The 24112-nt window shown below is 66.5% G+C and carries 22 protein-coding genes; 4 read left to right on the forward strand and 18 right to left on the reverse strand.

Features of this window, described 5'->3' with window-relative positions; genetic code table 11:
- Window positions 1–93: 93 nt before the first annotated feature.
- The 10 genes from uvrC to N5C88_RS30125 form a co-directional block, all read right to left on the reverse strand.
- A complete protein-coding gene (gene uvrC / locus N5C88_RS30080; protein WP_059372423.1) occupies window positions 94–1920 on the reverse strand; it encodes an excinuclease ABC subunit UvrC in 1827 nt (608 codons plus the stop codon).
- Complete coding sequence (nagZ, locus tag N5C88_RS30085) at window positions 1883–2941, reverse strand: beta-N-acetylhexosaminidase (RefSeq protein ID WP_059372421.1); 1059 nt, start codon at window positions 2939–2941, stop codon at window positions 1883–1885. The genes uvrC and nagZ overlap by 38 nt, the downstream gene beginning before the upstream one ends.
- A 57-nt stretch (window positions 2942–2998) precedes the next feature.
- Window positions 2999–3430 carry a holo-ACP synthase gene (gene acpS / locus N5C88_RS30090; RefSeq protein WP_059372419.1) on the reverse strand — a complete coding sequence of 144 codons (432 nt, stop codon included), beginning with the start codon at window positions 3428–3430 and terminating at the stop codon, window positions 2999–3001.
- A gap of 48 nt (window positions 3431–3478) precedes the next feature.
- Window positions 3479–4219, reverse strand: coding sequence for a pyridoxine 5'-phosphate synthase (gene pdxJ / locus N5C88_RS30095; protein ID WP_280016815.1), 741 nt, complete (start codon window positions 4217–4219; stop codon window positions 3479–3481).
- A complete protein-coding gene (locus N5C88_RS30100; RefSeq protein WP_059372413.1) occupies window positions 4216–5703 on the reverse strand; it encodes an efflux transporter outer membrane subunit in 1488 nt (495 codons plus the stop codon). The genes pdxJ and N5C88_RS30100 overlap by 4 nt, the downstream gene beginning before the upstream one ends.
- Window positions 5700–8933 (reverse strand): multidrug efflux RND transporter permease subunit, encoded by a 3234-nt coding sequence (locus N5C88_RS30105; protein ID WP_280016816.1) that lies wholly within the window; start codon window positions 8931–8933, stop codon window positions 5700–5702. Before N5C88_RS30105 ends, N5C88_RS30100 begins: the two co-directional genes overlap by 4 nt.
- A gap of 62 nt (window positions 8934–8995) precedes the next feature.
- Window positions 8996–10258, reverse strand: a complete 1263-nt coding sequence (locus tag N5C88_RS30110; RefSeq protein ID WP_280016817.1) for an efflux RND transporter periplasmic adaptor subunit — start codon at window positions 10256–10258, stop codon at window positions 8996–8998.
- Between the two features lie 185 nt (window positions 10259–10443).
- The gene (locus tag N5C88_RS30115; protein ID WP_059372404.1) at window positions 10444–10809 is read right to left on the reverse strand and encodes a helix-turn-helix domain-containing protein; all 366 of its coding nucleotides are present in this window, start codon (window positions 10807–10809) and stop codon (window positions 10444–10446) included.
- A gap of 188 nt (window positions 10810–10997) precedes the next feature.
- A complete protein-coding gene (locus tag N5C88_RS30120) occupies window positions 10998–12191 on the reverse strand; it encodes a patatin-like phospholipase family protein (protein ID WP_251881899.1) in 1194 nt (397 codons plus the stop codon).
- A gap of 33 nt (window positions 12192–12224) precedes the next feature.
- Window positions 12225–12815 (reverse strand): DUF4136 domain-containing protein, encoded by a 591-nt coding sequence (locus N5C88_RS30125; RefSeq protein ID WP_059372399.1) that lies wholly within the window; start codon window positions 12813–12815, stop codon window positions 12225–12227.
- 158 nt (window positions 12816–12973) lie between these two features.
- Between N5C88_RS30125 and N5C88_RS30130 the strand changes: the two genes are divergently transcribed.
- Window positions 12974–13768: a TOBE domain-containing protein gene (locus tag N5C88_RS30130; RefSeq protein WP_059372396.1), complete on the forward strand. Its 795-nt coding sequence runs from the start codon at window positions 12974–12976 to the stop codon at window positions 13766–13768.
- Between the two features lie 5 nt (window positions 13769–13773).
- Here the strand turns inward: N5C88_RS30130 and N5C88_RS30135 are convergent, their stop codons facing one another.
- From N5C88_RS30135 to N5C88_RS30170, 8 genes are all read right to left on the reverse strand, one after another.
- Entirely contained in the window at window positions 13774–14460 is a 687-nt protein-coding gene (locus N5C88_RS30135) for an ATP-binding cassette domain-containing protein (protein ID WP_118932522.1), read from the reverse strand.
- Window positions 14457–15143, reverse strand: a complete 687-nt coding sequence (gene modB, locus N5C88_RS30140) for a molybdate ABC transporter permease subunit (RefSeq protein ID WP_059372387.1) — start codon at window positions 15141–15143, stop codon at window positions 14457–14459. Before modB ends, N5C88_RS30135 begins: the two co-directional genes overlap by 4 nt.
- Window positions 15144–15166: 23 nt before the next feature.
- Complete coding sequence (gene modA, locus N5C88_RS30145) at window positions 15167–15925, reverse strand: molybdate ABC transporter substrate-binding protein (RefSeq protein ID WP_118932523.1); 759 nt, start codon at window positions 15923–15925, stop codon at window positions 15167–15169.
- Between the two features lie 119 nt (window positions 15926–16044).
- Window positions 16045–16395, reverse strand: coding sequence for an adenosylmethionine decarboxylase (gene speD / locus N5C88_RS30150; protein ID WP_118932524.1), 351 nt, complete (start codon window positions 16393–16395; stop codon window positions 16045–16047).
- Window positions 16392–16556: a hypothetical protein gene (locus tag N5C88_RS30155; RefSeq protein ID WP_165867829.1), complete on the reverse strand. Its 165-nt coding sequence runs from the start codon at window positions 16554–16556 to the stop codon at window positions 16392–16394. Before N5C88_RS30155 ends, speD begins: the two co-directional genes overlap by 4 nt.
- Window positions 16557–16560: 4 nt before the next feature.
- Entirely contained in the window at window positions 16561–18030 is a 1470-nt protein-coding gene (locus tag N5C88_RS30160) for a DUF4178 domain-containing protein (RefSeq protein WP_059372379.1), read from the reverse strand.
- A 6-nt stretch (window positions 18031–18036) separates the two neighbouring features.
- Window positions 18037–19068: an SPFH domain-containing protein gene (locus N5C88_RS30165; RefSeq protein ID WP_059372377.1), complete on the reverse strand. Its 1032-nt coding sequence runs from the start codon at window positions 19066–19068 to the stop codon at window positions 18037–18039.
- Between the two features lie 41 nt (window positions 19069–19109).
- Entirely contained in the window at window positions 19110–19496 is a 387-nt protein-coding gene (locus N5C88_RS30170) for a DUF350 domain-containing protein (protein ID WP_054452914.1), read from the reverse strand.
- An 89-nt stretch (window positions 19497–19585) separates the two neighbouring features.
- On the opposite strand from N5C88_RS30170, the gene N5C88_RS30175 reads away from it, so the two are divergent.
- The 3 genes from N5C88_RS30175 to N5C88_RS30185 all read left to right on the forward strand — a co-directional run bounded on the left by N5C88_RS30175 (window position 19586) and on the right by N5C88_RS30185 (window position 24075).
- Window positions 19586–21097, forward strand: coding sequence for a polyamine aminopropyltransferase (locus tag N5C88_RS30175; protein WP_118932526.1), 1512 nt, complete (start codon window positions 19586–19588; stop codon window positions 21095–21097).
- Window positions 21097–22731 (forward strand): NAD(P)/FAD-dependent oxidoreductase, encoded by a 1635-nt coding sequence (locus N5C88_RS30180; protein WP_280016820.1) that lies wholly within the window; start codon window positions 21097–21099, stop codon window positions 22729–22731. The genes N5C88_RS30175 and N5C88_RS30180 overlap by 1 nt, the downstream gene beginning before the upstream one ends.
- A 96-nt stretch (window positions 22732–22827) precedes the next feature.
- Complete coding sequence (locus N5C88_RS30185) at window positions 22828–24075, forward strand: FAD-binding oxidoreductase (protein ID WP_280016821.1); 1248 nt, start codon at window positions 22828–22830, stop codon at window positions 24073–24075.
- The last annotated feature ends 37 nt before the right edge of the window (window positions 24076–24112 follow it).

The raw sequence follows: 24112 nt of genomic DNA on the forward strand, positions 1-24112 counted from the left end.
TTGAGGAAACAGGTGGTTGGGACTGGGGGCCTTTTTGCAGCCGGCGTTTTTGCACACCGGCATTTTTACAGCTGGCGGTGATGTGCGGCGGCATTACCGCAGCGCTTCATAGATGCGGATCGCCAGGTCTTGGGAGATGCCGTCGACCGAGGCCAGGTCTTCGATGCTGGCCGAGGCCACGCCGGAGAAGCCGCCGAAGCGGGCCAGCAGGCGCTGGCGGCGGCGGGCGCCGATGCCTTCTATTTCTTCCAGGCGAGAGACGTTGCGGGCCTTGGCGCGGCGGGCGCGCATGCCGGTGATGGCGAAGCGGTGGGCTTCGTCGCGCACCTGCGCGATCAGCATCAGCGCGGCGGATTCGCCGCCCAGCGCCACCGGCGGGCGGGCATCGGCAAACACCAGGGTTTCCAGGCCGACCTTGCGCCCTTCTCCCTTGGCTACGCCTACCAATGTCTGGATATCCAGGCCCAGTTCCACGAACACCTGGCGGGCGACTTCCACCTGGCCCTTGCCGCCGTCGATCAGCACCAGGCCTGGCATGGGCGCCTCGCCGTCCGCCACCTTGGCGAAGCGGCGGCTCAGCACCTGGCGCATCGCGGCGTAATCGTCGCCCGGCGTGATGCCGGCGATGTTGTAGCGGCGGTAAAGCGACGGCTGCATGTCGTGGTGTTCGAACACCACGCAGGACGCCTGGGTTGCTTCGCCGGCCGTGTGGCTGATGTCGAAGCATTCGATGCGCAACGCGTCGAGCGCCGCTTCGTCCGTGTCCAGGTCCAGCGCTTCGGCCAGCGCCAAGGTGCGGGCGGCGCGGGCGCCGGATTCGGTCAAGGCGCGAGCCAGGGCCATCTCGGCGTTTTTGCCCGCCTGCTCCAGCCAGGCGCGGCGCGCGCCTTGCGGGCGTGTCAACACGCGCGAAGGCCGGCCGCCAGCCTGCTCGACCAGCAGGCCGATCAGGTCGGGATCCGGCAAGGCGTGCGAACAGACCAGCACCGGCGGCATGGCATTGTCGGTGTAGTGCTGGGCGACGAAAGCCTCCAGCACCTGCGGCGCGGCTTCGCCTTCGGCGTGCGTGGGAAAGAACGGCTTGTCGCCCAGATGGCGGCCGCCCCGCACCATGGCCAGATTGACGCAGACCTTGCCGCCCGCGATCGCCACCGCGATGATGTCGGTGTCCTCGCCGCTGACGTTCTCCATGGTCTGCTGGTGCAGCACGCGCGCCAGCGACCCCATCTGATCGCGCAGCGCCGCCGCTTCCTCGAAGCGCAGTTCGCCGGCGGCCTGCTGCATCCGGCTTTCGATTTCACCCATCACGTCCTTGGCTTCCCCGTTGAGGAAGCGCACGGCGCGCTGCACGTCGCGCTCGTAGTCGGCGGCCTCGATCGCGCCGACGCAGGGCGCCGAACAGCGCCCGATCTGATGCAGCAGACAGGGCCGCGAACGGTTGGCGAAAACCGAGTCCTCACAGGTCCGCAGGCGGAATACCTTCTGCAGGATCTGGATGGTCTCGCGCACGGCCCAGGCGTTGGGGAACGGCCCGAAGTACTGCCCGCGCTTGTTGGTGGCGCCGCGGTAATAGGCGATGCGCGGCCAGTCATGGCCGGTGATCAGCAGGTAGGGATAAGACTTGTCGTCGCGGAACAGGATGTTGTAGCGCGGCTTCAGCGTCTTGATGAGGTTGTTTTCGAGGATCAGCGCTTCCGCTTCGGAGCGCGTCACCGTCACCTCCAGCCGCGCCACCTTCGCCACCATCTGGGCGATGCGGGGACTGGCCAGGTTCTTCTGGAAATACGACGAGACGCGCTTTTTCAGATCGCGCGCCTTGCCGACATACATGACCTCGCCGGCCGCATCCAGATGCCGGTAAACGCCCGGCAGATGCGGCAGGTCAGCCAGGAACGATTTGAGATTGAAGTCGTCGGGCATTCTGATAACGGCTTTCGGCCTGCAAGGTATCCCAGTCCGGCGCGTCAAAGCGCGGCATCAGGCGGCGGATGCGCTCGACGGACTCGGGCGCGTGCTCGAACTTCAGGCGTTCGAGCAATTCGTCCGCCAGGTCCGGCCGGTTGCACACCAGCACCATGTCGCAGCCGGCGCCCAGAGCCGCGTTGGCACGGTCGAGGATGTCGCCCGCGACCGAGGCGCCTTCCATGGTCAGGTCGTCCGAGAACACCACTCCATCGTAGCCCAGGCGGGTGCGCAGGATATCCTGCACCCAGCGCTTGGAGAAGCCGGCCGGGTGCTTGTCGACCTTGGGATAGATCACGTGCGCGGGCATCACCGACGGCAGCACCGCGTCGCCCAGCCACGCGTACGGCGCGGCGTCGTCCTTCAGGATCTTGTCCAAGGGACGCGGGTCCACCGGGATCTCGTGGTGCGAATCCGCTTCCACGAAACCATGGCCGGGAAAATGCTTGCCGCAAGCCGACATGCCCGCCAGCTGCAGGCCCTGGATCAGCGCGCGCGACAGCATCGTGACCACGCGCGGGTCCTGGTGGAAGGCGCGGGTGCCGATCACCTTGCTGACGCCATAGTCCAGGTCCAGCACCGGGGTGAAGCTCATGTCCACGCCGCAGGCGCGCAACTCGGCGGCCAGCACGTAGCCGGCTTCGGTCGCGAGGCGCATGGCCTGCAGCGGATCGCGGTCCCACAGCACGCCCAGGTCGCGCATGGCGGGCAGCGCCGTGAAGCCGTCTTCGCGGAAACGCTGCACGCGGCCGCCCTCATGGTCCACCAGGATCAGCAGGGGTTCCTTGCGGGCCTTGTGGATCTGGCGCGTCAGTTCGGTCAGTTGCTTGCGGCTTTCGAAGTTGCGCGCAAACAGAATCACGCCGCCCACCAGCGGGTGGCGCAGACGCTTCTTCTCCGCTTTCGTCAGCGAGTATCCCGCCACATCGACCATCACGGGGCCGGGCGGCAGGACCGCCCTGGATTTCTTCTTGGCCATGTCAGGCTGTCCTTCTGTCTAAGTCTGGCAAGCCGGCGGCGGACACGGGTCCGCGGGTCAGGGCTTGCGTTCGACCACCACGTAAGCGGCGGCCATGTCGGATTCGTCGGTAATGGAAACGTGGGCCGCGCCGAAACGCTGCTCATACCATGACAGCAGTTCGGGCGCGATCACCAGCACGGGACGCCCGCCGGGCGCATTCAGCGTCTGCACGCGCCGCCACGTCATGGGCATGCGCATGCCCAGGCCGATGGCCTTGGAAAACGCCTCCTTGGCCGCAAACCGCGTGGCCAGGAAACGCAGGCCGCGCACCGGGTCGCGGGCGCGGCGCGCGTGGAACTTCTGCAATTCTTCGACGCCCAGGATCTTTTCCGCGAAACGGTCGCCGTGGCGCGCCAGCGCGCGCTCGATGCGGTCGATGCGCAGCAGGTCCATGCCGATGCCGGCAATGGCGCCCGCGGGCGCGGCGGGGCGGGAAGCGTCAGACATGGTTGTGAGCGCGCGTCCGGCGGCAGGCAGGACGCATCGGGTCCGCGGTCACAGCCCGCGCAGCGCTTGCAGGCGGGCCTGCACCATCAGCGCCTTCATGTCGCGCACCGCCTTTTCCCAGCCGTCAAACACCGCCTGCGCCACGATGGCGTGGCCGATGTTGAGTTCGGAAATGCCTTCCAGCGCGGCCACCGGCTTGACGTTGCCGTAGTGCAGGCCATGGCCTGCGTTCACGCGCAAGCCGTGGTGCAGCCCTTCGGTCACGGCCAGGCGCAGGCGCTGCAGTTCGGCCTCGGCGGCCTCGCCTTCTGCTTCGGCGTAGGCGCCGGTATGCAATTCGATCACCGGCGCGCCGGCCTTGGCCGCGGCCGCGATCTGCACCGGATCCGGATCGATGAAAAGCGACACGCGGATGCCAGCCTCGGCCAGCAGGCCCACCGCATCCGATACGGGGCCCATGGCGCCAGCGACTTCCAGGCCGCCTTCGGTCGTGAGTTCGGTGCGCTTTTCAGGCACCAGGCAGACGTCATTCGGCTTGACCGCGCAGGCGATCTCCAGCATTTCCGCCGTCACCGCGCATTCCAGGTTCATGCGCGTGCGCAGTTGCGGACGCATGGCATAGACGTCCTTGTCCTGGATATGGCGCCGGTCTTCGCGCAGATGCAGCGTGATCAGGTCGGCGCCGGCGTCCTCCGCGCGCAACGCGGCGAGCACCGGGTCCGGATAGGTCGTGTGGCGTTGTTGCCGCAGCGTGGCAACGTGATCGATGTTTACACCAAGTTCTATCATTGCACTTTCGTTGTTTCTTCCCAGCCGCCGCCCAGGGCCTTGTAGAGCTCCACGCGGTTGATCAGCGCAGCCAGTCCAGTCTGGACCAGCGCGAGCTGGGCATTGAAAAAGTCCACCTGCGCGGTCTGCACCTGCAGGTAGCTGTCGATACCATTGGTATAGCGCAGATTCGACAATTCCAGCGTGCGGCCGGACGCATCCTGCAAGGCGCGCTGGGCATCCAGTTGCGCCCCGTAGGTGGCTTCGCCCGCCAGCGCGTCCGACACTTCGCGGAACGCCTGCTGGATGGACTGTTCGTACTGCGCCACGGCGATATTGTCGCGCGCCTTGGCCAGGTTCAGCCCTTCGCGGATACTGCCGCCGGCGAACAGCGGCGTGGTGATTGACGGCGAGAAGCTCCAATAGCCCTGGCCGCCCTTGAACAGGTCGCCCAACGAGGGGCTGGCCACGCCCAGCAGGCCGGTCAGCGAGATGGTCGGGAAGAACGCCGCGCGCGCCGCGCCGATATTGGCGTTGGCGGACAGCAGCTGGTTCTCCGCGGCCATGATGTCCGGACGGCGCTCCAGCAGATCGGACGGCAGGCCTGCGGGCACCGTCGCCAGCAGCTGGTCGCGGCCGAACACGGCCGGCGCCGGCAGGTCCGGCGGCAAGGGCGCGCCGACCAGCAGCACCAGGGCGTTCATGGCCTGGGCCTGGGCGCGGGCCAGTTGCGCCAGGTCGGACGAGGCCGTATCCAGCAGCGTCTTGGCCTGGTTCAGATCCAGCTCCGAAGCCACGCCACCGTCGAAACGGCGCTTGACCAGGTCGTAGGATTCCTGGCGCGAGGCCAGCGTGCGCTTGGTCAGGTCCAGCTGGACCTCGGCCGCGCGCAGGTTGAAATACGACTGCGCAACCGAACCCACCAGCGTGATGTGCACGCTCTTCTGCGCCTGCTCCGTCGACAGGTACTGCTGGTACGCCGCTTCGGACAGATTGCGCAGACGGCCGAACAGGTCGATCTCGAAGGTGGTCAGGCCGATGCCCGCCTGGTAGGAACTGCTGATGGAGCCAGCACCTTGCGCCCGCATGTTCTGCGGCAAATGCTGGCGCTGGCCCTGGATGCCGGCGCCGATGCTAGGCCATTGCGCGCCGCGCTGGACGCCGTACTGGGCGCGGGCCTCTTCCACCCGCTGCACCGCCACGCGCAGGTCGCGGTTGTTGACCAGCGCCAGCTCGATCAGGCTTTGCAGGCGCGGATCGCGGAAGAACTCGCGCCAGCCCAGATTGGCCGCGGGCGTGCCATCCTGCGGCATGACAGCGGTGGACGGCTGGGTGCCCAGCGAGGTGGGCTTGGCGTAGCCGCCGTATTGCACCTTGGGCTGGTCGGGCCACGTGCCGGAAACCGGCGCATCGGGGCGCTTGTAATCAGGCGCCAGCGAGCAGCCGGCCAACGCCACCGCCACGAAAGCGGACAAGGCGGTCTGTTTGAACTTCAGGGCTTTCATTCCTTGCCCTCCTGGCCACCGTTGGGTTGTGCGGGATGTTGCGCGGGCGCGTCCGGCGCAGCCTGCCCGGCGGCAGCCTTCTTGGCCGCCTGCTCTTCTTCGAAGGCGCGCAGTTCGGCGCCCAGCAGGCGCGGACGGGTCTTGAACAGGCCCAGCACCACCACGAAGAACGTCGGCACGAAAATCACCGCGAACGGCGTGGCGGCCAACATGCCGCCCAGCACGCCCAGACCCACGGCGCGCTGGCTGGCGGCGCCAGCGCCGGTCGCCATGGCCAGGGGCACCACGCCCAGGATGAAGGCCAGCGAGGTCATCAGGATGGGACGGAACCGCAGCCTCGCGGCTTCCACCGCGGACTCGTACAGCCCCATGCCGCGGGCGTACTGGTCCTTGGCGAATTCCACGATAAGAATGGCGTTCTTGGCCGCCAAGCCGATCACGGTCACCATGCCCACCTGGAAGTACACGTCGTTGGACATGCCCAGCGCGCTGATCAGCGCCACCGCGCCCAGCATGCCCAGCGGCACCACCAGCATCACCGAAATCGGGATGGCCCAGCTTTCATACAGGGCGGCCAGCACCAGGAACACCACCAGCAGCGACAGGCCCATCAGGATCGGAGCCTGGTTGCCAGCCTGGCGTTCCTGGTAGGAAAGGCCGTTCCACTCGTAGCCGAAGCCCTGTGGCAACTGGCCCACCAGGCGTTCCATCTCGGCCATCGCCTCGCCCGTGGTGTAGCCAGGGGCGGCGTTGCCGCTGATGCGCATGGACTCGTAACTGTTGTAGCGCACCACCTGCACCGGGCCCTGCTTCCATTCGGCCCTGACGAAGGTGGACAGCGGCACCATGCCACCCTGGCTGTTGCGCGCATTCAGCTGCAGCACGTCATTGAGCTGCATGCGGTACGGCGCGTCGGCCTGCACCCAGATGTTCTGCATCCGGCCCAGGTTGGGGAACTTGCTCAGGTAGGCGGAGCCGACCGCGGTGGAAATCAGCGAGGCGGCCTCGTTGAAGTCCACGCCCAGCGCGGCCGCCTTGTCGCGGTCGATGGTCAGGCTGAGCTGCGCGCCCGGTCCGAGGCCGGTGATGCGCACCTGCGACAGCACGGGGCTCTTCATGACCAGGCCCATGAGTTCGCCGGTGGCCGAGGCCAGGGCGGCCGAACCCGCCGCGCCGCGATCCTGCAGGCGGAAGTCGAAGCCGGTGGCGTTGCCCAGGGACGAAATGGCGGGCGGCACCAAGGTGAACACCTGCGCGTCATGGATGCCCATCAACTGCTTTTCGAAGGCATGGAAGGCAATGGCGCCCGCCGAGTCCTGGCGCGACTTGCGCTCGCTGAAGTCTTTCAGCGTGACGAAGGCGATAGCGGCGTTCAGGCCGTTGCCGTTGAAGCTGTAGCCCTGCACCGCGATGATGTTCTCGACCGCGGGCACTTCCGAGAAGTACTTCTCGACCTGCTCGATGACCTCGACCGTGCGGTTGGCCGTGGCGCCGGTGGGCAGCTCGATGTTGCTGACCACGTAGCCCTGGTCTTCCTCGGGCAGGAAGGACGAAGGCAGGCGCAGGTACAGCCAGCCCAGCAGCACGACCAGCAGCAGGAACGCCAGCATCATGCGGCCGCCCTTGTGCAGGATGCGCGACACCCAGTTCTGGTAGTTGTGGGTGGTGGCGTCGAACTTGCGGTTGAACCAGCCGAAGAAGCCCTTCTTGTCCTCGTGGTGGCCCTTGGGCACCGGCTTGAGGATGGTGGCGCACAGCGCCGGCGTGAAGGTCAGGGCCAGCAGCGCCGAGAAGAAGATCGACACGGCCATCGCGATCGAGAACTGGCGATAGATCACGCCCACCGAACCGCTCATGAAGGCCAGCGGCAGGAACACCGTCACCAGCACCAGCGTAATGCCGATGATGGCGCCGCTGATCTGCGGCATGGCTTTCTTGGTGGCTTCTTTCGGTGGCAAGCCCTCTGTGGACATGATCCGCTCGACGTTCTCCACCACCACGATGGCATCGTCCACCAGAATCCCGATGGCCAGCACCATGGCGAACATGGTCAGCACGTTGATGGAGAAGCCCAGCGCCAGCATCACCGCGAACGCCCCCAGCATGGCCACCGGCACCACCAGGGCCGGTATCAGGGTATAGCGGACGTTCTGCAGGAACAGGTACATCACCAGGAACACCAGCACCATGGCTTCCGCCAGGGTGTGGACCACCTGCTCGATGGACACCTTCACGTAGGGCGCGGTGTCGTACGGAATGGAATAGGTGATGTTGCCCGGGAAGTACTTGGACAGTTCCTGCATCTGCTGGCGCACGCCCTGGGCGGTGGCCAGCGCGTTGGCGTTGGGCGACAGCACGATGGCGAATGCGGCCGTCGGCTTGCCGTTCAGGCGGGCGCCGAACTGGTAGTTGTCCGCGCCGACTTCGATGCGGGCGACGTCGCGCAGCAGCACCTGGGAGCCGTCGGTATTGGCGCGCAGGACGATCTTGCCGAAGCCCTCCACCGTACTCAGCTGGCCGTTGGCCGTGACCGTGGCGGTGATGCGCTGCGAATCCGGGTTGGGCGGCGCGCCGATGCTGCCGCCGGAAATCACCACGTTCTGCTGGGCGATGGCCTGGTTGACCTGCGACATGCTCAGGTTGAAGCCGACCAGCTTGGCGGGATCGACCCACACGCGCATGGCGCGCGGCGCCGCGAACAGCTGGAACTGGCCCACGCCGGGCACGCGGGAAACCGGGTTCTTGATGTTGCGGGTGATGTAGTCGGCCAGCGCCGTCTGGTCCAGGGAACCGTCGGTGGAGGACACCGCCGCCACCATCAGGAAGCCGGTACTGGTCTGCTCATACTGCAGGCCCTGCTGCTGCACGGCGGTGGGCAGTTGCGCGACCACGTTGGACACGCGGTTCTGCACGTCCACCTGCGCAAGGTCCGGATTGGTGCCCGGAGCGAAGGACGCGGTGATGGTCGAAGTGCCGTAGGAATCGCTGACCGACTCGTAGTAGATCAGGCCCTTGGCGCCGTTGAGCTGGTCTTCGATGATACTGGTGACCTGCTCGGCCACTTCGTTGGCCGAAGCGCCGGGATAGGTAGCCGTGATCGTGATCGCGGGCGGCGCCACGTCCGGGTACTGCGAAATCGGCATGTTCGGGATCGCCAGCACCCCGGCCAGCAGGATGAACAGGGCGACTACCCAAGCGAAAATCGGTCTATCAATAAAAAATTGCGGCATGTGGGCTGACTCTGAAAGCGATGCTCACCAAAGAGGAACGCGGCGCCTGCGCCGCGTGCCGCTTAAGATTTCTGGCCTGCGGCCTTGTCCTGCTGCGCAGGCTCGGCCGGTTTTGCGCCAGGCTGCGGGGCGGATTCCGCGGGCTTGGCGCCTGGTTGCGCGGGAGCCTGGCCGCCCGGGGCGGGCGTGCCGTTCTTCCATTCGCTGGCCTGCACCGGAGCGCCCGGGCGAACCTTCTGGAATCCTTCCACCACGACCACGTCGCCAGCCTTCAGGCCGCTGGTGACGATCCAGTTGCTGTTGAGGGCGCCGCCGGTGGTGACCGGGATCTGCTCGATCTTGTTGTCCTTGACCAGCAACAGGCTCTGCAGGCCGTCCGCGGTACGCTGCAGCGCCTGCTGCGGCACCATCAGGGCCTTGTCATCCACGCCCTGCTCCAGGCGCACGCGCACGTACATGCCGGGCAACAGGATGCCGTCGGGGTTGGGGACTTCGGCGCGCAGGTTCACCTGGCCCGTGGTCGGATCCACGGTGATGCCGGTGAACAGCAGCTTGCCCGGCTGGCCGTATTCAGAGCCGTCTTCCAGCACGATGGTGGCGCGCGCCGTATCCTTGCCGACCTGCTGCAGCTGGCCGCTGGCAAAGGCGCGGCGCAGGGACGCGAGCTGCGCTGTGGACTGGGTGAAGTCGACGTAGATCGGATCCAGCTGCTGCACCGTGGCCATCTGCGTGGCCGAGGTGGTCTCGACCAGCGCGCCTTCGGTGACCAGCGGCTTGCCGATGCGGCCGGTGATCGGCGAGGTCACGTCGGTGTAGCCGAGGTTGATCGCGGCGTTGTCCTGCGCCGCCTTGGCGGCGGCGACAGCGGCGTCTGCCTGGCGATACGAAGCCACGGCGTTGTCGTATTCCTGCTTGCTGACGGCGTTGGCCTTGACCAGCGGCGCGTAGCGGTCGGCCAGCAGCTTGGCGCTGAACAGGTTGGCCTGCGCCTGCTTGAGCTGCGCCGTCGCCTGATCGTAGGCCGCCTTGTAGGGCGCCGGATCGATCTTGAAGAGCAGCTGGTTTTCCTTGACGTCCCCGCCTTGTTCGAAGGCGATCTTCTGGACGATGCCGGTCACCCGGGCACGGATCTGCGCATCCCGGACGGCATCGACGCGGCCAGGCAGCTCAGACACGATGGGCGCGCGCTGCGGCTGGATCGTGATGACGCTGACCTGGGGCATGCCAGGATTCATTTGCGGCTTTTCGCCGCACCCAGCCAATATCAGTGCGAGGAGCCCACCGGAAAAAGCCAGGCCGGAAACACGTTTAGGCGAAAACCGCATTGAAACCCCCGCGTAGCGTAATAAACCGTAATCGCAGCATTTAACCGCGACTTACACCGCGGTCACAACAAAAAGCATGCGTCATCACGGCGCGTAATCAGCCCAATAATGTAACTCAGTTGTTGGGGAAATCACTGATTTTTAATGCTTCAAATGCCACACCCACGGGGATTCCATACAACAGATCAGCTCTCGGAAAGCTCTCGCAGCTTGCCCAGGAACACATAGCCCATGCCGTGCACCGTATGCAGCGGCAGCCGGGCGCCGGCCAGCAGGACCTTGCCGCGCAAGCGGCAGATCGCCACATTCAGCGTGCGCATGGTGGTGCGTTTACGCAGGGCCATGAACGCATCGCGCCGCAACTCCCTGGCGGGATTGCCCGCCAGGCAAAGCAGGCAGGTGCGTTCCAGGGCCGTCAGGCCGATGCGGGCGCCATGGGGCGTAAGCAGTGTCCAGCCCTGGTAGGCCAGCGACCACCAACCATCCGTGGCGTAGGGAGTATCGGCCGCGCGGGCGGGCGCGACCTGTGCAAGGCGAGCGGGGGCATTCACGACGGATCTCCACCAGGACGGCCCGCGCCGCACGGGGTGGCGGCCGGTTCCCGGAACAAGGTTGCAATTTGCCCCGAAAGACTACCGCTGGAACCCGCGGGCGTTGTGGCTGCAAGATATCTATCAGACCAATCCGCTGAGAAATCTGCCCGAAATCCGTCCAGATGCCACGCCCCCTGCCCGGCAGTTCAGGTGCGCGTGCCGTTGCGATGGATATCGTGAGTGACGAAACAACTGTCCTCGGTCGGACGGGCCAGGATGCCAGGCTTGGCGAGCGTGGCGCGGATGTCCGCCAAGCCCGATTCCCAGTGCTCGCGCATGGCCTCGGTGCCGAACTCGTAGTCCTTGGAGTAACGCTCCCGGTGCTTGGACTCGTAGATGAGGTTGATGATGTTGGTGGCCGGCGTATGGGACAGCTTGCGGATGTCGGCGAACTCCGCCGCGTTGCGCTCGGCGGCCGGCAGCTTCGCCAGCAGACGCTGCAAGCCATGGCGCAGCTTGAGCACGCGCCTCAACTGGTCCGTGACCAGGCGGGTGCGGCTGGAGTACTGGATGTCCTTCTGGCGTTCGGCCACTTCCTCCAGGTTGGTCGGCAGGCCGCCGCGCGCGGGCCACAGGTCGACCTGGAACGCCAGCGTGTCCCGCATGCTGTCCGTCGTCAGCACCTGGGCCAACGGCGTGTTGGACACGACGCCGCCGTCCCAATAGTGTTCACCGTCGATCTCGACAGAAGGGAAGCCCGGCGGCAAGGCGCCCGAGGCCATGATGTGCTCGGGCCGCAGCGTGTCCTTCAGGCTGTCGAAATAGGCGAAGTTGCCGGTCCGCACGTTGACCACGCCGAAACTGGCGCGCACGGACCCGCTGTTAAGCAGGTCGAAATCCACGAACTCCCGCAAGGTCGCGGCCAGCGGCGTGGTGTCATAGAAACTGGTGGACGCCGCGCCCCTGCCGTGCACCAGGTAAGGCGGCGGAAAACGCGGCTTGAAGAAGCCCGGCTGGCCCGAGAACAAGGCCTGAAAGGCGGACACATGCCCGTTCATGACGGGCGAACCGAAGCCGAACGGCAAGCCTTCGAACATGGGGCCGAGCGTCTCGCCCCAGGGAACCGAGGCGAAGCCAGCCGGCCGACAGATGGTTTCCCAGAAACCGCGCAGACGCTCCACACGCTCGTCCTCGGGAGAGCCCGCGATGATCGCCGCGTTGATCGACCCGATGGAAATGCCGGAAATCCAGTTGGGCCGTATACCCGCTTCGTGCAGCCCCTGGTACACCCCGGCCTGGTAGGCCCCCAGCGCCCCGCCGCCTTGCAGCACCAGGGCCACGACTTCATAGGGCGGCGTATCGCCGGTGTCTTGCTTCGGAGCCTTGCGGCGAGTACTCATACGGCTTCCTCTAGGCAGGGCCGGCGGACCGCCCTACTTGCTTTTGTCCGGCAACTGCGGCGCAGCCACGCCCGCGCGGAACGGATACTTGGAGAAAATCTGCGCAACCACCTTGTCCGTGTTCTCGGGCGACGCGCTGGCATCGGGCTGGACCTCGCCCACCGCCACGCCTTCCCACACCAACTGCCTGCGACGCGCGTCGACGAGGTCGATGTTCAAGGTGCCTTCAGTATATTGGTAGACGTCATCGCCCCAGCCGTAGCCGGGCCAACCGCCGTAGAAGCCGGTGCGATAGCCGTAGTACGGCCCCATGGGCGGCGGGGCCGGAGTGACCTGCACCTTCTGCTGCAGCTTGGCGCTGAAGTTGAGCAGCAGGTCGGGGTTGGCGGCGCTATAGGTGTAGCCGCGCATTTCCATCTGGCCGCGCGTGGCGTTTTTCAGACGCTCGGTCAGCAGGGTGCTGTAGCCGGCCTTGTCGGTGCCCAGCGGCGTCATGTACCCGAAGGTTCGGTACTGCGCGAAATTCGCCTGATGATCGTAATCGCTCTTGACGTCAGGGCCTGTGGCGCAAGCCGCCAACAACGCCGTCATGGAACCCGCAGCCAGCAATTTGAACGCTTTCATGTCGTTTTCTCCGTGAGCCCGATGCCTGAACATAGTGCCGCCAAGCCTGCAAAATTTCAACAGAATCTCATTCTCATCGCGTTCGTCTCGCTCCGCCAGGGCTGCGGCCGTCCATTACACTTTCAGCTGTCCCATACCCTGACCACGGCACGATAACGATGTTGGAACTCGACGGCTCGATTTGGTTTCGCTCCGGCGCCCAGACCTGGGGCGGAAAAAACCGCATAGACCTGCTGGCGCAGATCGACGCCACCGGCTCGATCACGGCCGCCGCGCGCGCCGTGGGCATGAGCTACAAGGGCGCATGGGACGCCATCGACGCCATGAACAACCTGGCGGGCGAGCCTTTGGTGATCAGGGCCGCCGGCGGCAAGGGCGGCGGCGGCACGCGCCTGACGGACCGCGCGCGCGGCCTGATCGGCACCTTCCGCGCCCTGGAAGCCGAACACCGCAAGTTCATGGAAAACCTGACCCGCGCCGGCGTGAACGCCGCCGGCGACATCGACCTCATGAGGCGATTCATGCTCAAGACCAGCGCGCGCAACAAACTGCTAGGCACCGTCATCCAGATCCGCGCCGGCGCCGTCAACGACGAAATCGTGCTGCGCATCGCGGGCGGCCTGACCATCACGGCCACCATCACCCGCGAAAGCACACAGGAATTGGGACTGGCCGCGGGCAAGGAAGCGATCGCGCTGGTCAAGGCGTCGTCCGTCATCGTGGGCGCGCCCGGCCCCGGCCTGCGCCTGTCGGCGCGCAATCAACTGCCGGGCAAGATCACGGCGCTGCGCCCGGGCGCCGTCAACAGCGAGATCCTGATCGGACTGGACGGCGGCGTGACGCTGGCAGCCATCGTCACCAATGAAAGCGCGCAGGACCTGGGCCTGGACGTAGGCGCCGACGCGGTCGCGATCTTCAAGGCTTCCAGCGTGATCCTGGGCGTGCTGGACTGAGCCGCTCAGACGCCCACGTCCTCGTCGTGGCGCCGCACCCTGCCCTCGCGCACTTCGAACACTTCGTCGGCCAGCGCGTCCACATCCGCCGGGTCGTGCGTGATCAGCAGCATCGGCACGTCCAGCTGGCGTTGCAAGGCGTTGAGTTCCAGCCGCATCTTGCCGCGCAGCTGCGAATCCAGCGCTGAAAAAGGCTCGTCCAGCAGCAGGATGTCGGGCCGCAGCATGAGGGCTCGCGCCAGCGCCACCCGCTGCTTCTGGCCGCCGGAGATCTCGCTGGGATAGCTGCCCACGATGGAACCCAGCTCGAACGCGTCCACCCAGCGCTGCGCCTCGGGTCCGACCTCGCGCCGGGGCGGGTTGCGCCAGCCGCGGCGCAGCCCGAAAGCGATGTTCTGCGCCACGGTCAGGTGGGGAAACAGGGCATAGTCCTGGAACAGATAGGCGACGCGGCGCGATTGCGCGGGCAGGTTGATGCCAGCGTCGGTGTCGAACAGCACGCGGCCGTTGATCTCGATGCGGCCCGAGTCGGGGCGCAGCAGGCCCGCCACCGCGCGCAGGGTCAGGCTTTTGCCCGCGCCCGAGGGACCGAACAGCGCGATGCGCTTGGCGGACGAATCGAATGCGACGTCCAGCGCGAAGCGCCGCTCGCCGGACACCATCTGCTTGCGCACCTGGATGCTGACGCTCATAGCGCGCTCCCATTGCGCCGGCCGCTGCTGACGGGCACCAGCTTGCCGGCCAGCAGCAGGACCACCACGCAAGTCACCGAGGTGACCAGCACCAGCATATTGGCCGTGGCGTCGTCGCCCGCCTGTACGGCCTCGTAGATGGCGACCGACAGGGTCTGCGTGCGTCCCGGCAGGTTGCCGGCAATCATCAGCGTGGCGCCGAATTCGCCCAGCGCCCGCGCGAAGGCCAGCAGCACGCCGGCGGCGATGCCGCGCGCGGCCAGCGGCAAGGTGACGCGGAAGAAGATCCCCGCCTCGCACACGCCCAGCACGCGCGCCGCGCTTTCCAGCTGGCTGTCGACGTTCTCGAAGGCGGCGCGGGCGGACTTGAACACCAGCGGAAAGGCCACCACGGAAGCGGCGATCACCGCGCCCTGCCAGGTGAAGACCAGTTCGATGCCCCAGCCCGCCAGCGTCTCGCCGATGACGCCGCGGCGCCCCAGCAGCACCAGCAGGTAGTAGCCCAGCACCGTGGGCGGCAACACCAGCGGCAAGGTCAGCAGCGCGTCCAGCAGGTCGCGCCCCGGCCAGCGCCAGCGCGACAGGCCATAAGCCGCGGCCGTGCCCGCCACGGTCGCCAACAGCGTTGCCCAGCCCGCCACTTTCAGGGAAAGCAGCAGCGGCACCCAAACCGGATCACTCATCAATGCCTACGATTCAACAGGTATCAGGGCTTCTGGAAGCCGTAGCGCGACAGTATCGCCTGGCCTGCGGGAGACAGCACATAGGCAACAAAGCTTTCGGCTTCCTTGGCGGCGGTTTCACGCGTGGTGACGGCGATGGGATAGGTCACCGGCGTCTGCGAAGGCACGCGCACCGCGACCTTGACCTTGTCCGCCATAATGGCCGCGTCGGTCGCGAACACGAAGCCCGCGTCGACCTCGCCGCGCGCCACGTAGTCCAGGCTCTGGCGCACGTTCTGGGCCAGCACGCTCTTGGCCTGCACTTCCTTCCAGAGGCCGGCCGCTTCCAGCGCGCCCTGGGTGTAGCGGCCCACCGGCACCGATGCCGGGTTGCCGTAGGCGATGCGCTTGACGTCGTCGCGGGTCAGGTCCTTGAGCGCGGTGATGTTGGCCTTGCTGTCGGCCGGCACGATCAGCACCACCTGGTTGGCGGCGAAGTCCACGCGCGAGGCCGGCTTGACGGCCTTCTCCTCGACCGCCTTGTCCATGGCCTTCTGGTCCGCCGAGGCGAACACGTCGGCCGGGGCGCCCTTGACGATCTGCTGCAGCAGCACGTCGGACGCGCCGAAGTTCAGGATGACCTTGGTGCCGGCATGCTCTTTTTCGTAGCCTTGCGCGACTTCCTTGAAGGCGTTGGTCAGGCTGGCGGCGGCCGAAACCACCAGGTCGCCGGCGGTGGCGTTGGCGCTCCATGCGGCGGCCAGCGCCAAGGACAGCGCCACGATCGGACGGTTGCGGAACATGTTCTTCTCCCAGGGGAATTCGCTAAGTCGGTAACGAAATATATATAGGTATATAACGCCCGTCAATTTGGCCGCCCAAGGGAGGGTTGAGCAAAATCAAGGAGTGGCGGCCGCCGGCTTCAGCCGCGCGCCACCGTGGTCGCGTGCACCGCCTCGGGCGCCAGCCGCGCCCGCAGGTGCTCCAGCGCCAGCTCGGGCCGGGCCGCGCCGCACATGAAGATGTCCAGCGCCGCGAACGCGTGTTCGGGCCAGGTATGGATGCTGATGTGGGATTCGCTCAGCAGGACCACGCCGGTCACGCCCGCGCCTGCGCCGAAATGATGGAAGTGCGCGCTCAGCACGCGCGCGCCCGCCGCCTGCGCCGCGGCGATCAGGTCGCGTTCCAGCGCTTGCGCGTCGGTCAGGCGATCCGCCGGCACGCCGCGGAAATCGGCCAGCACGTGGCGCCCGGGTGTGGCATGCGGGATCACTTGTGGGATCCGCCCGAGGACCAGCCCGAGCCGCCCGAGGAGCTGCTGCCCCAGCTGCTGCTGGAGCCGCCGCCGCTGGACATGCGCGCGCCCGGGGTGTTGAACCCGGTGGCGAAGATCACCACCACGATGGCGTAGACGGTGTATAGAAGCTTGCCCATTCTGTCATTCGTCCTTGCCGGCCAGTTTGTCCGCCAGCGCCGCCGGGATCCAGAGAAACGCCGCGCCGATCAGCAGCGGGATGATGCCCCCGCTGAAAATGGTGTCGATATTCAGGAAGGCCAGCACGATCATGGCCGTCCAGGCGAACTTGCGATAGCCCCCGGGCTTGCCGCTGAGCGGCATGGCCTTCTGCTTGGCAAGTTCAGGATCGCCAAACCATTCCGCCAACTGCGCCGGCGCCACCGGCCCCGAGGCCGACCAGCCCAGCTCGGATTCGCTCAGCTCGCGGGTCAGCTTCAGGTTGCCGGCCTTGTAATCCGTGATCTTGGTGCTGTCGCCGACCTTGACGCGCCAGTTGAACGCGCCCAACGCCAGCTCCACGCGCGAGGTGTAGTCGTACAGCTTCTGATAGAGCTTGGAGCGCCAGCGCACGCTGCTGGCGTTGTTGTGGCTGGGCCAGGTATCGCATACCTGCACCCGCTCCCAGCCCTCTTCGGTTTCCACCAGCCAGATGAATCCCTTCGCGGGATTGAACAGCAGGTACTCGATCCAGTCGGACGGCTCCTCGGGGTCCGGATCGGCGCACTTCATCAGGCCGATGAGCGTGTAGGACGCGCCGTCGATCTTGGCCACCGCGCCCAGCGGCAACGTGGTCTTGATGGCTTTGACCTTGCGGGCCTTTTCGATGACTTCGGCCGTGGGTCCCGAGCAATCAACGGTGGCCGCGCACGAGGGGCAGACCACTTGCGTGGCCATGGCGGCCACGAAGCTTATGGGCCCGCCGCAGTTGGGGCAGTCCAGCGCCTTGATCTGACCGCGGAAACGGCCGGCGGTTTCCTCGACCTGCTCGTTGGTCCGCAGCGACGCCGCCTGCATGGCGGACAGGTCGAACGCCTTGCCGATGTACAGCTCGGGCTCGGGTCCGTCGGAAAAGTCCAGCGTCAGGAACGCGTCCAGGCTGCGGTAATCGGCCACCTTGGCCAACCAGCCGTCGCCCGGCACGAAGGGCAGCTCGCCTTGCGTGCCGCCCGCCTGGCAGGCGCGCACGTCGGCGGCGGTGAAGCGCTGGCCGTCCAGCTTCAGTTCGTCGCCGGGCGCGATATCGTCGAACGCCGGCATGCCCTGCGTGGACTTGACCTTGCGCCGCCGGGTCACGGCGTACTGGCCCGAGGCGTCCGACAGCCAGCCGTCCGAGCCGTCCTCGAACCACAGATACCACTCGTTCCAGAAGCCGTCTTCGTAGCGCAGCTGGATGCGGCCGATCAGGTCGAAGCGCTTGCCTTCATGAGTGCCGGCCGCCCCCAGGCACAAGGGCGAGTAGTCCTCCAGGACCTCGGCGGCCTCGCCGATGCGTTTGACCGACTCGGCGTCCTTCAGCAAGGTGCTGCGGCAGGCGCCGCAGACCGCCATGACCGATGCCGCGGACGTGAACTTGACTGGGGCGCCGCACTGCGGACACAGAACCTGCTGCATGGAGCCTTAGCTGGTGAGTTTCTTCAGCACTTCGGCCTTGGCCGAATCGTAGTCCGCGGCCGTGATCAGGCCTTTGTCCAGCAGATCCTTGAGCTGCTGCAACCGCTGTGCCGGATCCGCGCCCGCGGCGGCGGGCGCCTGCTGGGCAGGTTGCTGCGCGGCCTGCTGCGGCTGCCCCTGGGCGCCGGCCAATCCTGCCGCCATGGTCTGGCCCAGCGCCGCGCCGGCCGCCAGGCCCGCGCCGATGCCGGCGATGCCGCCTTCGTTCTGCGCGGCCATCGGTATGGCCGTGGCGGTCTGGTACTGGGTGAACTTGCCCAGGTCGCCGGCCATGCCCATGGAAATCCGCGTGTCCAGCGCCTTCTGCAGTTCTTCCGGCAGCGAGACGTTCTCGACCGTGAAGTTGTCGAGCTTGACGCCGTAGCGGTCGAACACCGGCGCCAGCTGTTCAGCGATGCTTTGCGACATCAGCCCCTGGTTGCCGGCCATGTCCAGGAACGGCACCTTGGAGCCGCCCAGCGCCGTCGTCATCGCCGCGACCACCATGTTGCGCAGCTGCGCTTCCAGGTCGTCGACGGTGTACTCGTCGCGCGTGCCGCTGATCTCGCGGTAGAACTTGGCGGGATCGGAAATCTGATAGGAATACACGCCGAAGGCGCGCAGCCGCACCATGCCGAATTCGCTGTCGCGCAAGGTCACCGGCTGCGCCGTGCCCCAGCGCCGGCCCAGCTGCAGGCGCGTGCTGAAGAAGATCACGTCCGACTTGAAGGGCGACTCGAACAGCTTGTCCCAGTTCTTCAGGTAGGTCAGGATCGGCAGCGTCTGCGTGGTCAGCTTGTACATGCCGGGACCGAACACGTCGGCGACCTTGCCTTCGTTGACGAAAACCGCCATCTGCGATTCGCGCACGGTCAGGCTGGCGCCATACTGGATTTCGAAATCCTGCATGGGATGACGCCAGGCGAGCACGCCGTCGCGGTCCTCGTTCCATTGCAGGATGTCGATGAACTGCTTGCGGATGAATGAACCGAGACTCATGAGTCTTTCTCCTGTCAGATCAGGTGCGGCGCGAGCCCGCGTCAGGTCAGGCTGGCGGCGTTGACGATGCCGGCGGCGATGGAAATCGAGCCGATCAGCCCGCCCATGGCGATGTTGTTTTCTTCGATGGCCTCGTTCATGCCGCGCACCGTCTGGGACACGCCCACGTACACGACCAGCTGCACCAGCATGGCCACCAGGCCCCACAGCAGGAACATGGCATAGCTGGCATGGATCGCGATGCTGGAGCACAAGGTGAAGCTGAAGCCCACCAGCGCGCCGCCATACGACAGCGCGGCGGCGATATTGCCTTCGCGGATCAGCTCGAATTCCTTATAGCGCGTGACGGCCGTGTAGACCAAGGTGAAGACACCCAGCATGGCAAGCGCGGACGCCATATAGATAAGATAGGTCACCACCGGATGCATTGCTTCTCCCATTGCCACCCTCCTAATTGCGCGCAGTATATACGGCGCGTTCGATATACTGCGAACGCATTTTTCGTGTCGGACACCTCATGCGCGACCGCATTCTCATCCTTTCGGTATTGATCGTCGCCTCCTGCGGTTTGGGCTATGAGCTCATCAGCAGCGCGCTGGCCAGCTATTTGCTGGGGGATTCGATACTGCAGTTCTCTTCCGTCATCGGCTGTTATCTGTTCGCCATGGGCATAGGCTCGTGGTTGTCAAAATATGTAAGAGACGAAGACGTTTTGAATCGCTTCATCGATGTGGAGCTGCTGGTCGCGCTGTTGGGCGGCGTCTCCGCCGCGGTGCTGTTCCTGGTCTTCTCATGGATGCCCGCCCCCTTTCGCGCGGCCCTGTATGTGGGCGTGTTCCTCATTGGCCTGATGGTCGGCATGGAAATCCCGCTGGTGATGCGGGTGTTCAACCAGCGCAAGACCGAATTCCGCGAAATCGTCAGCCGCGTGCTGACCTTCGATTACCTGGGCGCGCTGGCTGTGTCGCTGGTGTTTCCCCTGTTGCTCGCGCCCAAGCTCGGATTGCTGCGCACCAGCTTCCTGTTCGGCATCCTGAACGCCAGCGTGGCGCTGTGGACCACCTGGCTGTTCCGCGCCGAGATCCCCCGCCCCAGTGAAAAGGCCATCCGCGCCAGCGTGGTGATCGGGTTCCTGGGCCTGGGCTTCATTTATTCCGGCAGCATGACGGCCTGGGCCGAGAAAGGCCTGTACGGCGACGACGTGGTGCACGCGGAAACCACGCAGTATCAGCGCCTGGTGGTCACGCGCTGGCACGACGACCTGCGCCTGTACATCAACGGCAACCTGCAGTTTTCGTCGCGCGACGAGCACCGCTACCACGAAGCGCTGGTGCATCCCGGCCTGCAAGCCCTGCCCTGGGCGCGCAACGTGCTGGTGCTGGGCGGCGGCGATGGCCTGGCGGTGCGCGAAATCCTCAAATACAAGAATATCGAACACGTGACGCTGGTGGATCTGGATCCGGCCATGACTGGCCTGTTTTCCCGCTCCGAGCCGCTGGTCAAGCTGAACCAGGGGTCGTTGAAGGATCCGCGGGTCACGGTCATCAACGACGACGCCGGCCGCTGGCTGGAAACCCATGCCGAGGTCTATGACTACATCGTGGTGGATTTTCCGGATCCGTCCAACTTCGGCCTGGGCCGGCTGTACTCGGTGCCGGTCTATCACCTGATGGCGCGCCACCTGGCCGAGAACGGCTACATGGTGGTGCAGTCCACCTCGCCCTACTTCGCGCCGCGCTCGTTCTGGAGCGTGGACGCCACCTTGAAGGAAGCCGGCCTGAACACCTGGCCGTACCATACCTACGTGCCGTCCTTCGGCGACTGGGGCTTCATTCTGGCCAGCAAGCGCCGCGACTACGAGCCGCCCGCCGCGATCACCGTGCCCACGCGCTACCTGGACCCGGTCACGACGCGCGAACTGTTCCACTTCCCTGCCGACATGCCCGCGCTGGCGATGCCTCCGAACCGTCTGAACGAGCAATCGCTGGTGCGCTACTTCGACGAGGACTGGCGCAAGGTCATCCGCTGATGCGGCGGCGCAGCTTCCTGTTGGGCGCGGCCACGGCCGCGGTCGCCGGCACCGCCGGGTACTACCGTTCGCGCATCGTCGAGACCACGCCGGAAATCCATTACCCGGGCATGCAGGCTGGCCACGCCTTGCGCGACGGGGCGGCCTGGCCGCAGCCCTCGGCCAACCACAAGCGCGACGTCGTGATACTGGGTTCGGGCGTGGCGGGCCTGTCCTGCGCCTGGAAGCTGGCGCGCGAAGGGCACACGGATTTCCTGGTGCTGCAGGGTCCCGAACTCGACGGCAATGCGGCCGCCGGCCAGCGCGAGGGCCTGGACTACCCCTTGGGCGCGCACTACCTGCCCCTGCCCTCGATGGCCTCCACGCACATACGCGAACTGCTGGCCGACTTCGGCATCATCGAGCGCGGCGCAAGTACCCTCCGTCCCTACTACGACGAGACCGCGCTGGTGCACTCGCCCCAGGAGCGTCTGCTGCGCGGCGGCCATTGGGAAGAAAACTTGCTGCCCATGAACGGGCTGCCGGAAGCGGACCTGGCGCAGCACCGCAAATTTCTCGCGCTGATCAATCGCCTGCACACGCAGACCGGCAGCGACGGCCGCAAGGTCTTCAGCATCCCGCTCACGCTGTCGTCGCGGGATCCGGCCTGGCGCGCGCTGGACGCGATCACGTTCAAGCAATGGCTGGACCGCGAAGGCTACACCTCGCCCGCGCTGCACTGGTACCTGAACTACTGCTGTCGCGACGACTACGGCGCGCAATACGACGCGGTCTCGGCCTGGGCCGGCCTGCACTACTTCGCCAGCCGCGACGGCCATGCCGAAAATGCGGGCGAAGGCGCCGTGCTGACCTGGCCTGGCGGCCTGTCGACGCTGATGCAGCGCATGCGCGACGCCATCACCAAGAAGCTCGGCCATGCCGATTGGCTGGCCGCCGGCACGGCGGTCCGGGTACAGGAGACGCCTGCCGGCGCGCTGGTCACCTGCCTGGCCTCGTCCTCCGACGCCTACACGGTGCAGGCGCGCCGAGCCGTGTGCGCGATGCCGTTGTTCGTGGCCCAGCGCATCCTGCCCGACATCCGCGCCTATGGCTACGATCCGGCGGTGCACGCGCCGCCGCACGCGCCCTGGATGGTGTCGAACTTCGTCATGGAAGGCTACCCGGCCGAAGCCCCGGGCGAACCGCTGTCCTGGGACAACGTGGTCTATCAAGGCAAGGCGCTGGGCTATGTCGTCTCCACGCACCAGTTGCTGCGCGTGGCCCGCACGCCGCGCTGCGTCTTCACGGCGTATCACGCGCTCGGCGGACAGACGCCCCAGGCCGCGCGCGAATGGCTGACCCGCGCCAACCCGGAAGAACTGCGGGCCGAGGCCGCATCCGACCTGGTCGCGGCCTACGGCAAGGAATTCTGGCGCCATGCGCGCCAGCTGGAAATCACGGTGCGCGGCCATGCCATGGCCTCGCCGCTGTGCGGCTACCTGTCCAATCCGGGACTGGCCGCGCTGCGCGACGTGGACGGTCCGATACTGTTCGCGCACTCGGACCTATCGGGCTATTCCGTGTTCGAGGAAGCCTCGTGGTGGGGCGTGGCCGCCGCGGGGCGCATTATGGGCCAAAAACCGCCGCAGGCCTGAAGTTCGCGCGCCGCGTTTTCTCCGGCCGCCTGCAATACAATTCCGCGAGCTTGCCGGGCATCACGGCACCTCCTGACCGGACTCAGATAAAAAGACATGGGAAAACACGTCGTTGTCCTAGGCGCGGGTATCGTGGGCGTCTGCTGCGCCCTGGAACTGCAGCGCCGCGGCCTGTCCGTCACGCTGGTGGACCGGCAGGAGCCAGGCCTGGAAACCTCGCTAGGCAACGCCGGCGTGATTGCGCGCAGTTCGCTGATGCCATTCAACCACCCCGGCTTGTGGGCGCAGTTGCCGCGGCTGCTGAAAAACGACACCGTGCAGTTCCGCTACAAGCTGAGCTATCTGGCGCAGAACCTGGGCTGGGCCGCCCGCTTCCTGCTCAACGCCCGGCCGGCGGTGTTCAGGCAGACCGTGGAGGCGCTGGACGGCCTGATCCGGCTTTCGGCGCCCGAGCATCTGCGGCTGCTGAACGAATCAGGCGCGGCGCACCGGCTGCGCGATACCGGCTGGATTTTCCTGTACCGCTCGGAACAGGGCTGGAACAGCGGCGAACTGTCGCGCAAGACCTTTGCCCAGTACCAGGTGCCGACCCAGGTCCTGCAACCCGCGGAACTCGCGGAGATCGAACCCGCGCTTGCGCCCATCTTCCGCCGCGCCCTGTGGATCCAGGGCTCGTATTCCGTCAATGATCCGCACGAAGTGGTCGCGGCCTATGCCGCCCTGTTCCGCCGCTCGGGCGGCGCGTTCCAGCGCCTGGCCGCCAGCGCCATCCGCCGCGAAGGCCAGGGCTGGGTCGTGCAAGGCGCGCAGGGGTCGGAATCGATAGCGGCGGATCGATTGGTGGTCGCGCTGGGTCCCTGGTCGAAGGGACTCTTGAAGACGGCGGACATAGATCTGCCCATGGCGTTCGAGCGCGGCTACCACATGCATTACAGCGGCGCAGACGGCGCCGGCCTGACGCGCCCGGTCTACGACACCGGCGGGGGCTACGTGCTGTCGCCCATGGCGCGCGGCCTGCGCCTGACCACGGGCGTGGAACTGGACGCCTGCGAGGCACCCGCCCGGCCGCTGCAGCTGGACCTGGCGGAAGCGCGGGCCCGCGAGGCGTTTCCGCTGGACCGGCGGCTGGATGCCGAGGCGTGGCTGGGGCGGCGCCCGACGCTGCCCGACAGCCGGCCGATGATAGGCGAAGCGCCGCGCCATCCCGGCCTGTGGTTGGCGCTGGGCCACCAGCACATCGGCTTCAGCACCGCGCCCGGCACGGCGAAGATACTGGGCGAATTGATGTGCGGCGACGGCGCGGTCTCGCGCCATGAGGCATTCCGGCCCGGCCGGTTCATCTAGAACGGCGGGAAGCCGCCGGCTGCGGTTCACGCGGCCG

The organism is Achromobacter sp. GD03932 (genome assembly GCF_029839485.1).
Taxonomy (GTDB): Bacteria; Pseudomonadota; Gammaproteobacteria; order Burkholderiales; family Burkholderiaceae_B; genus Achromobacter; species Achromobacter bronchisepticus_A.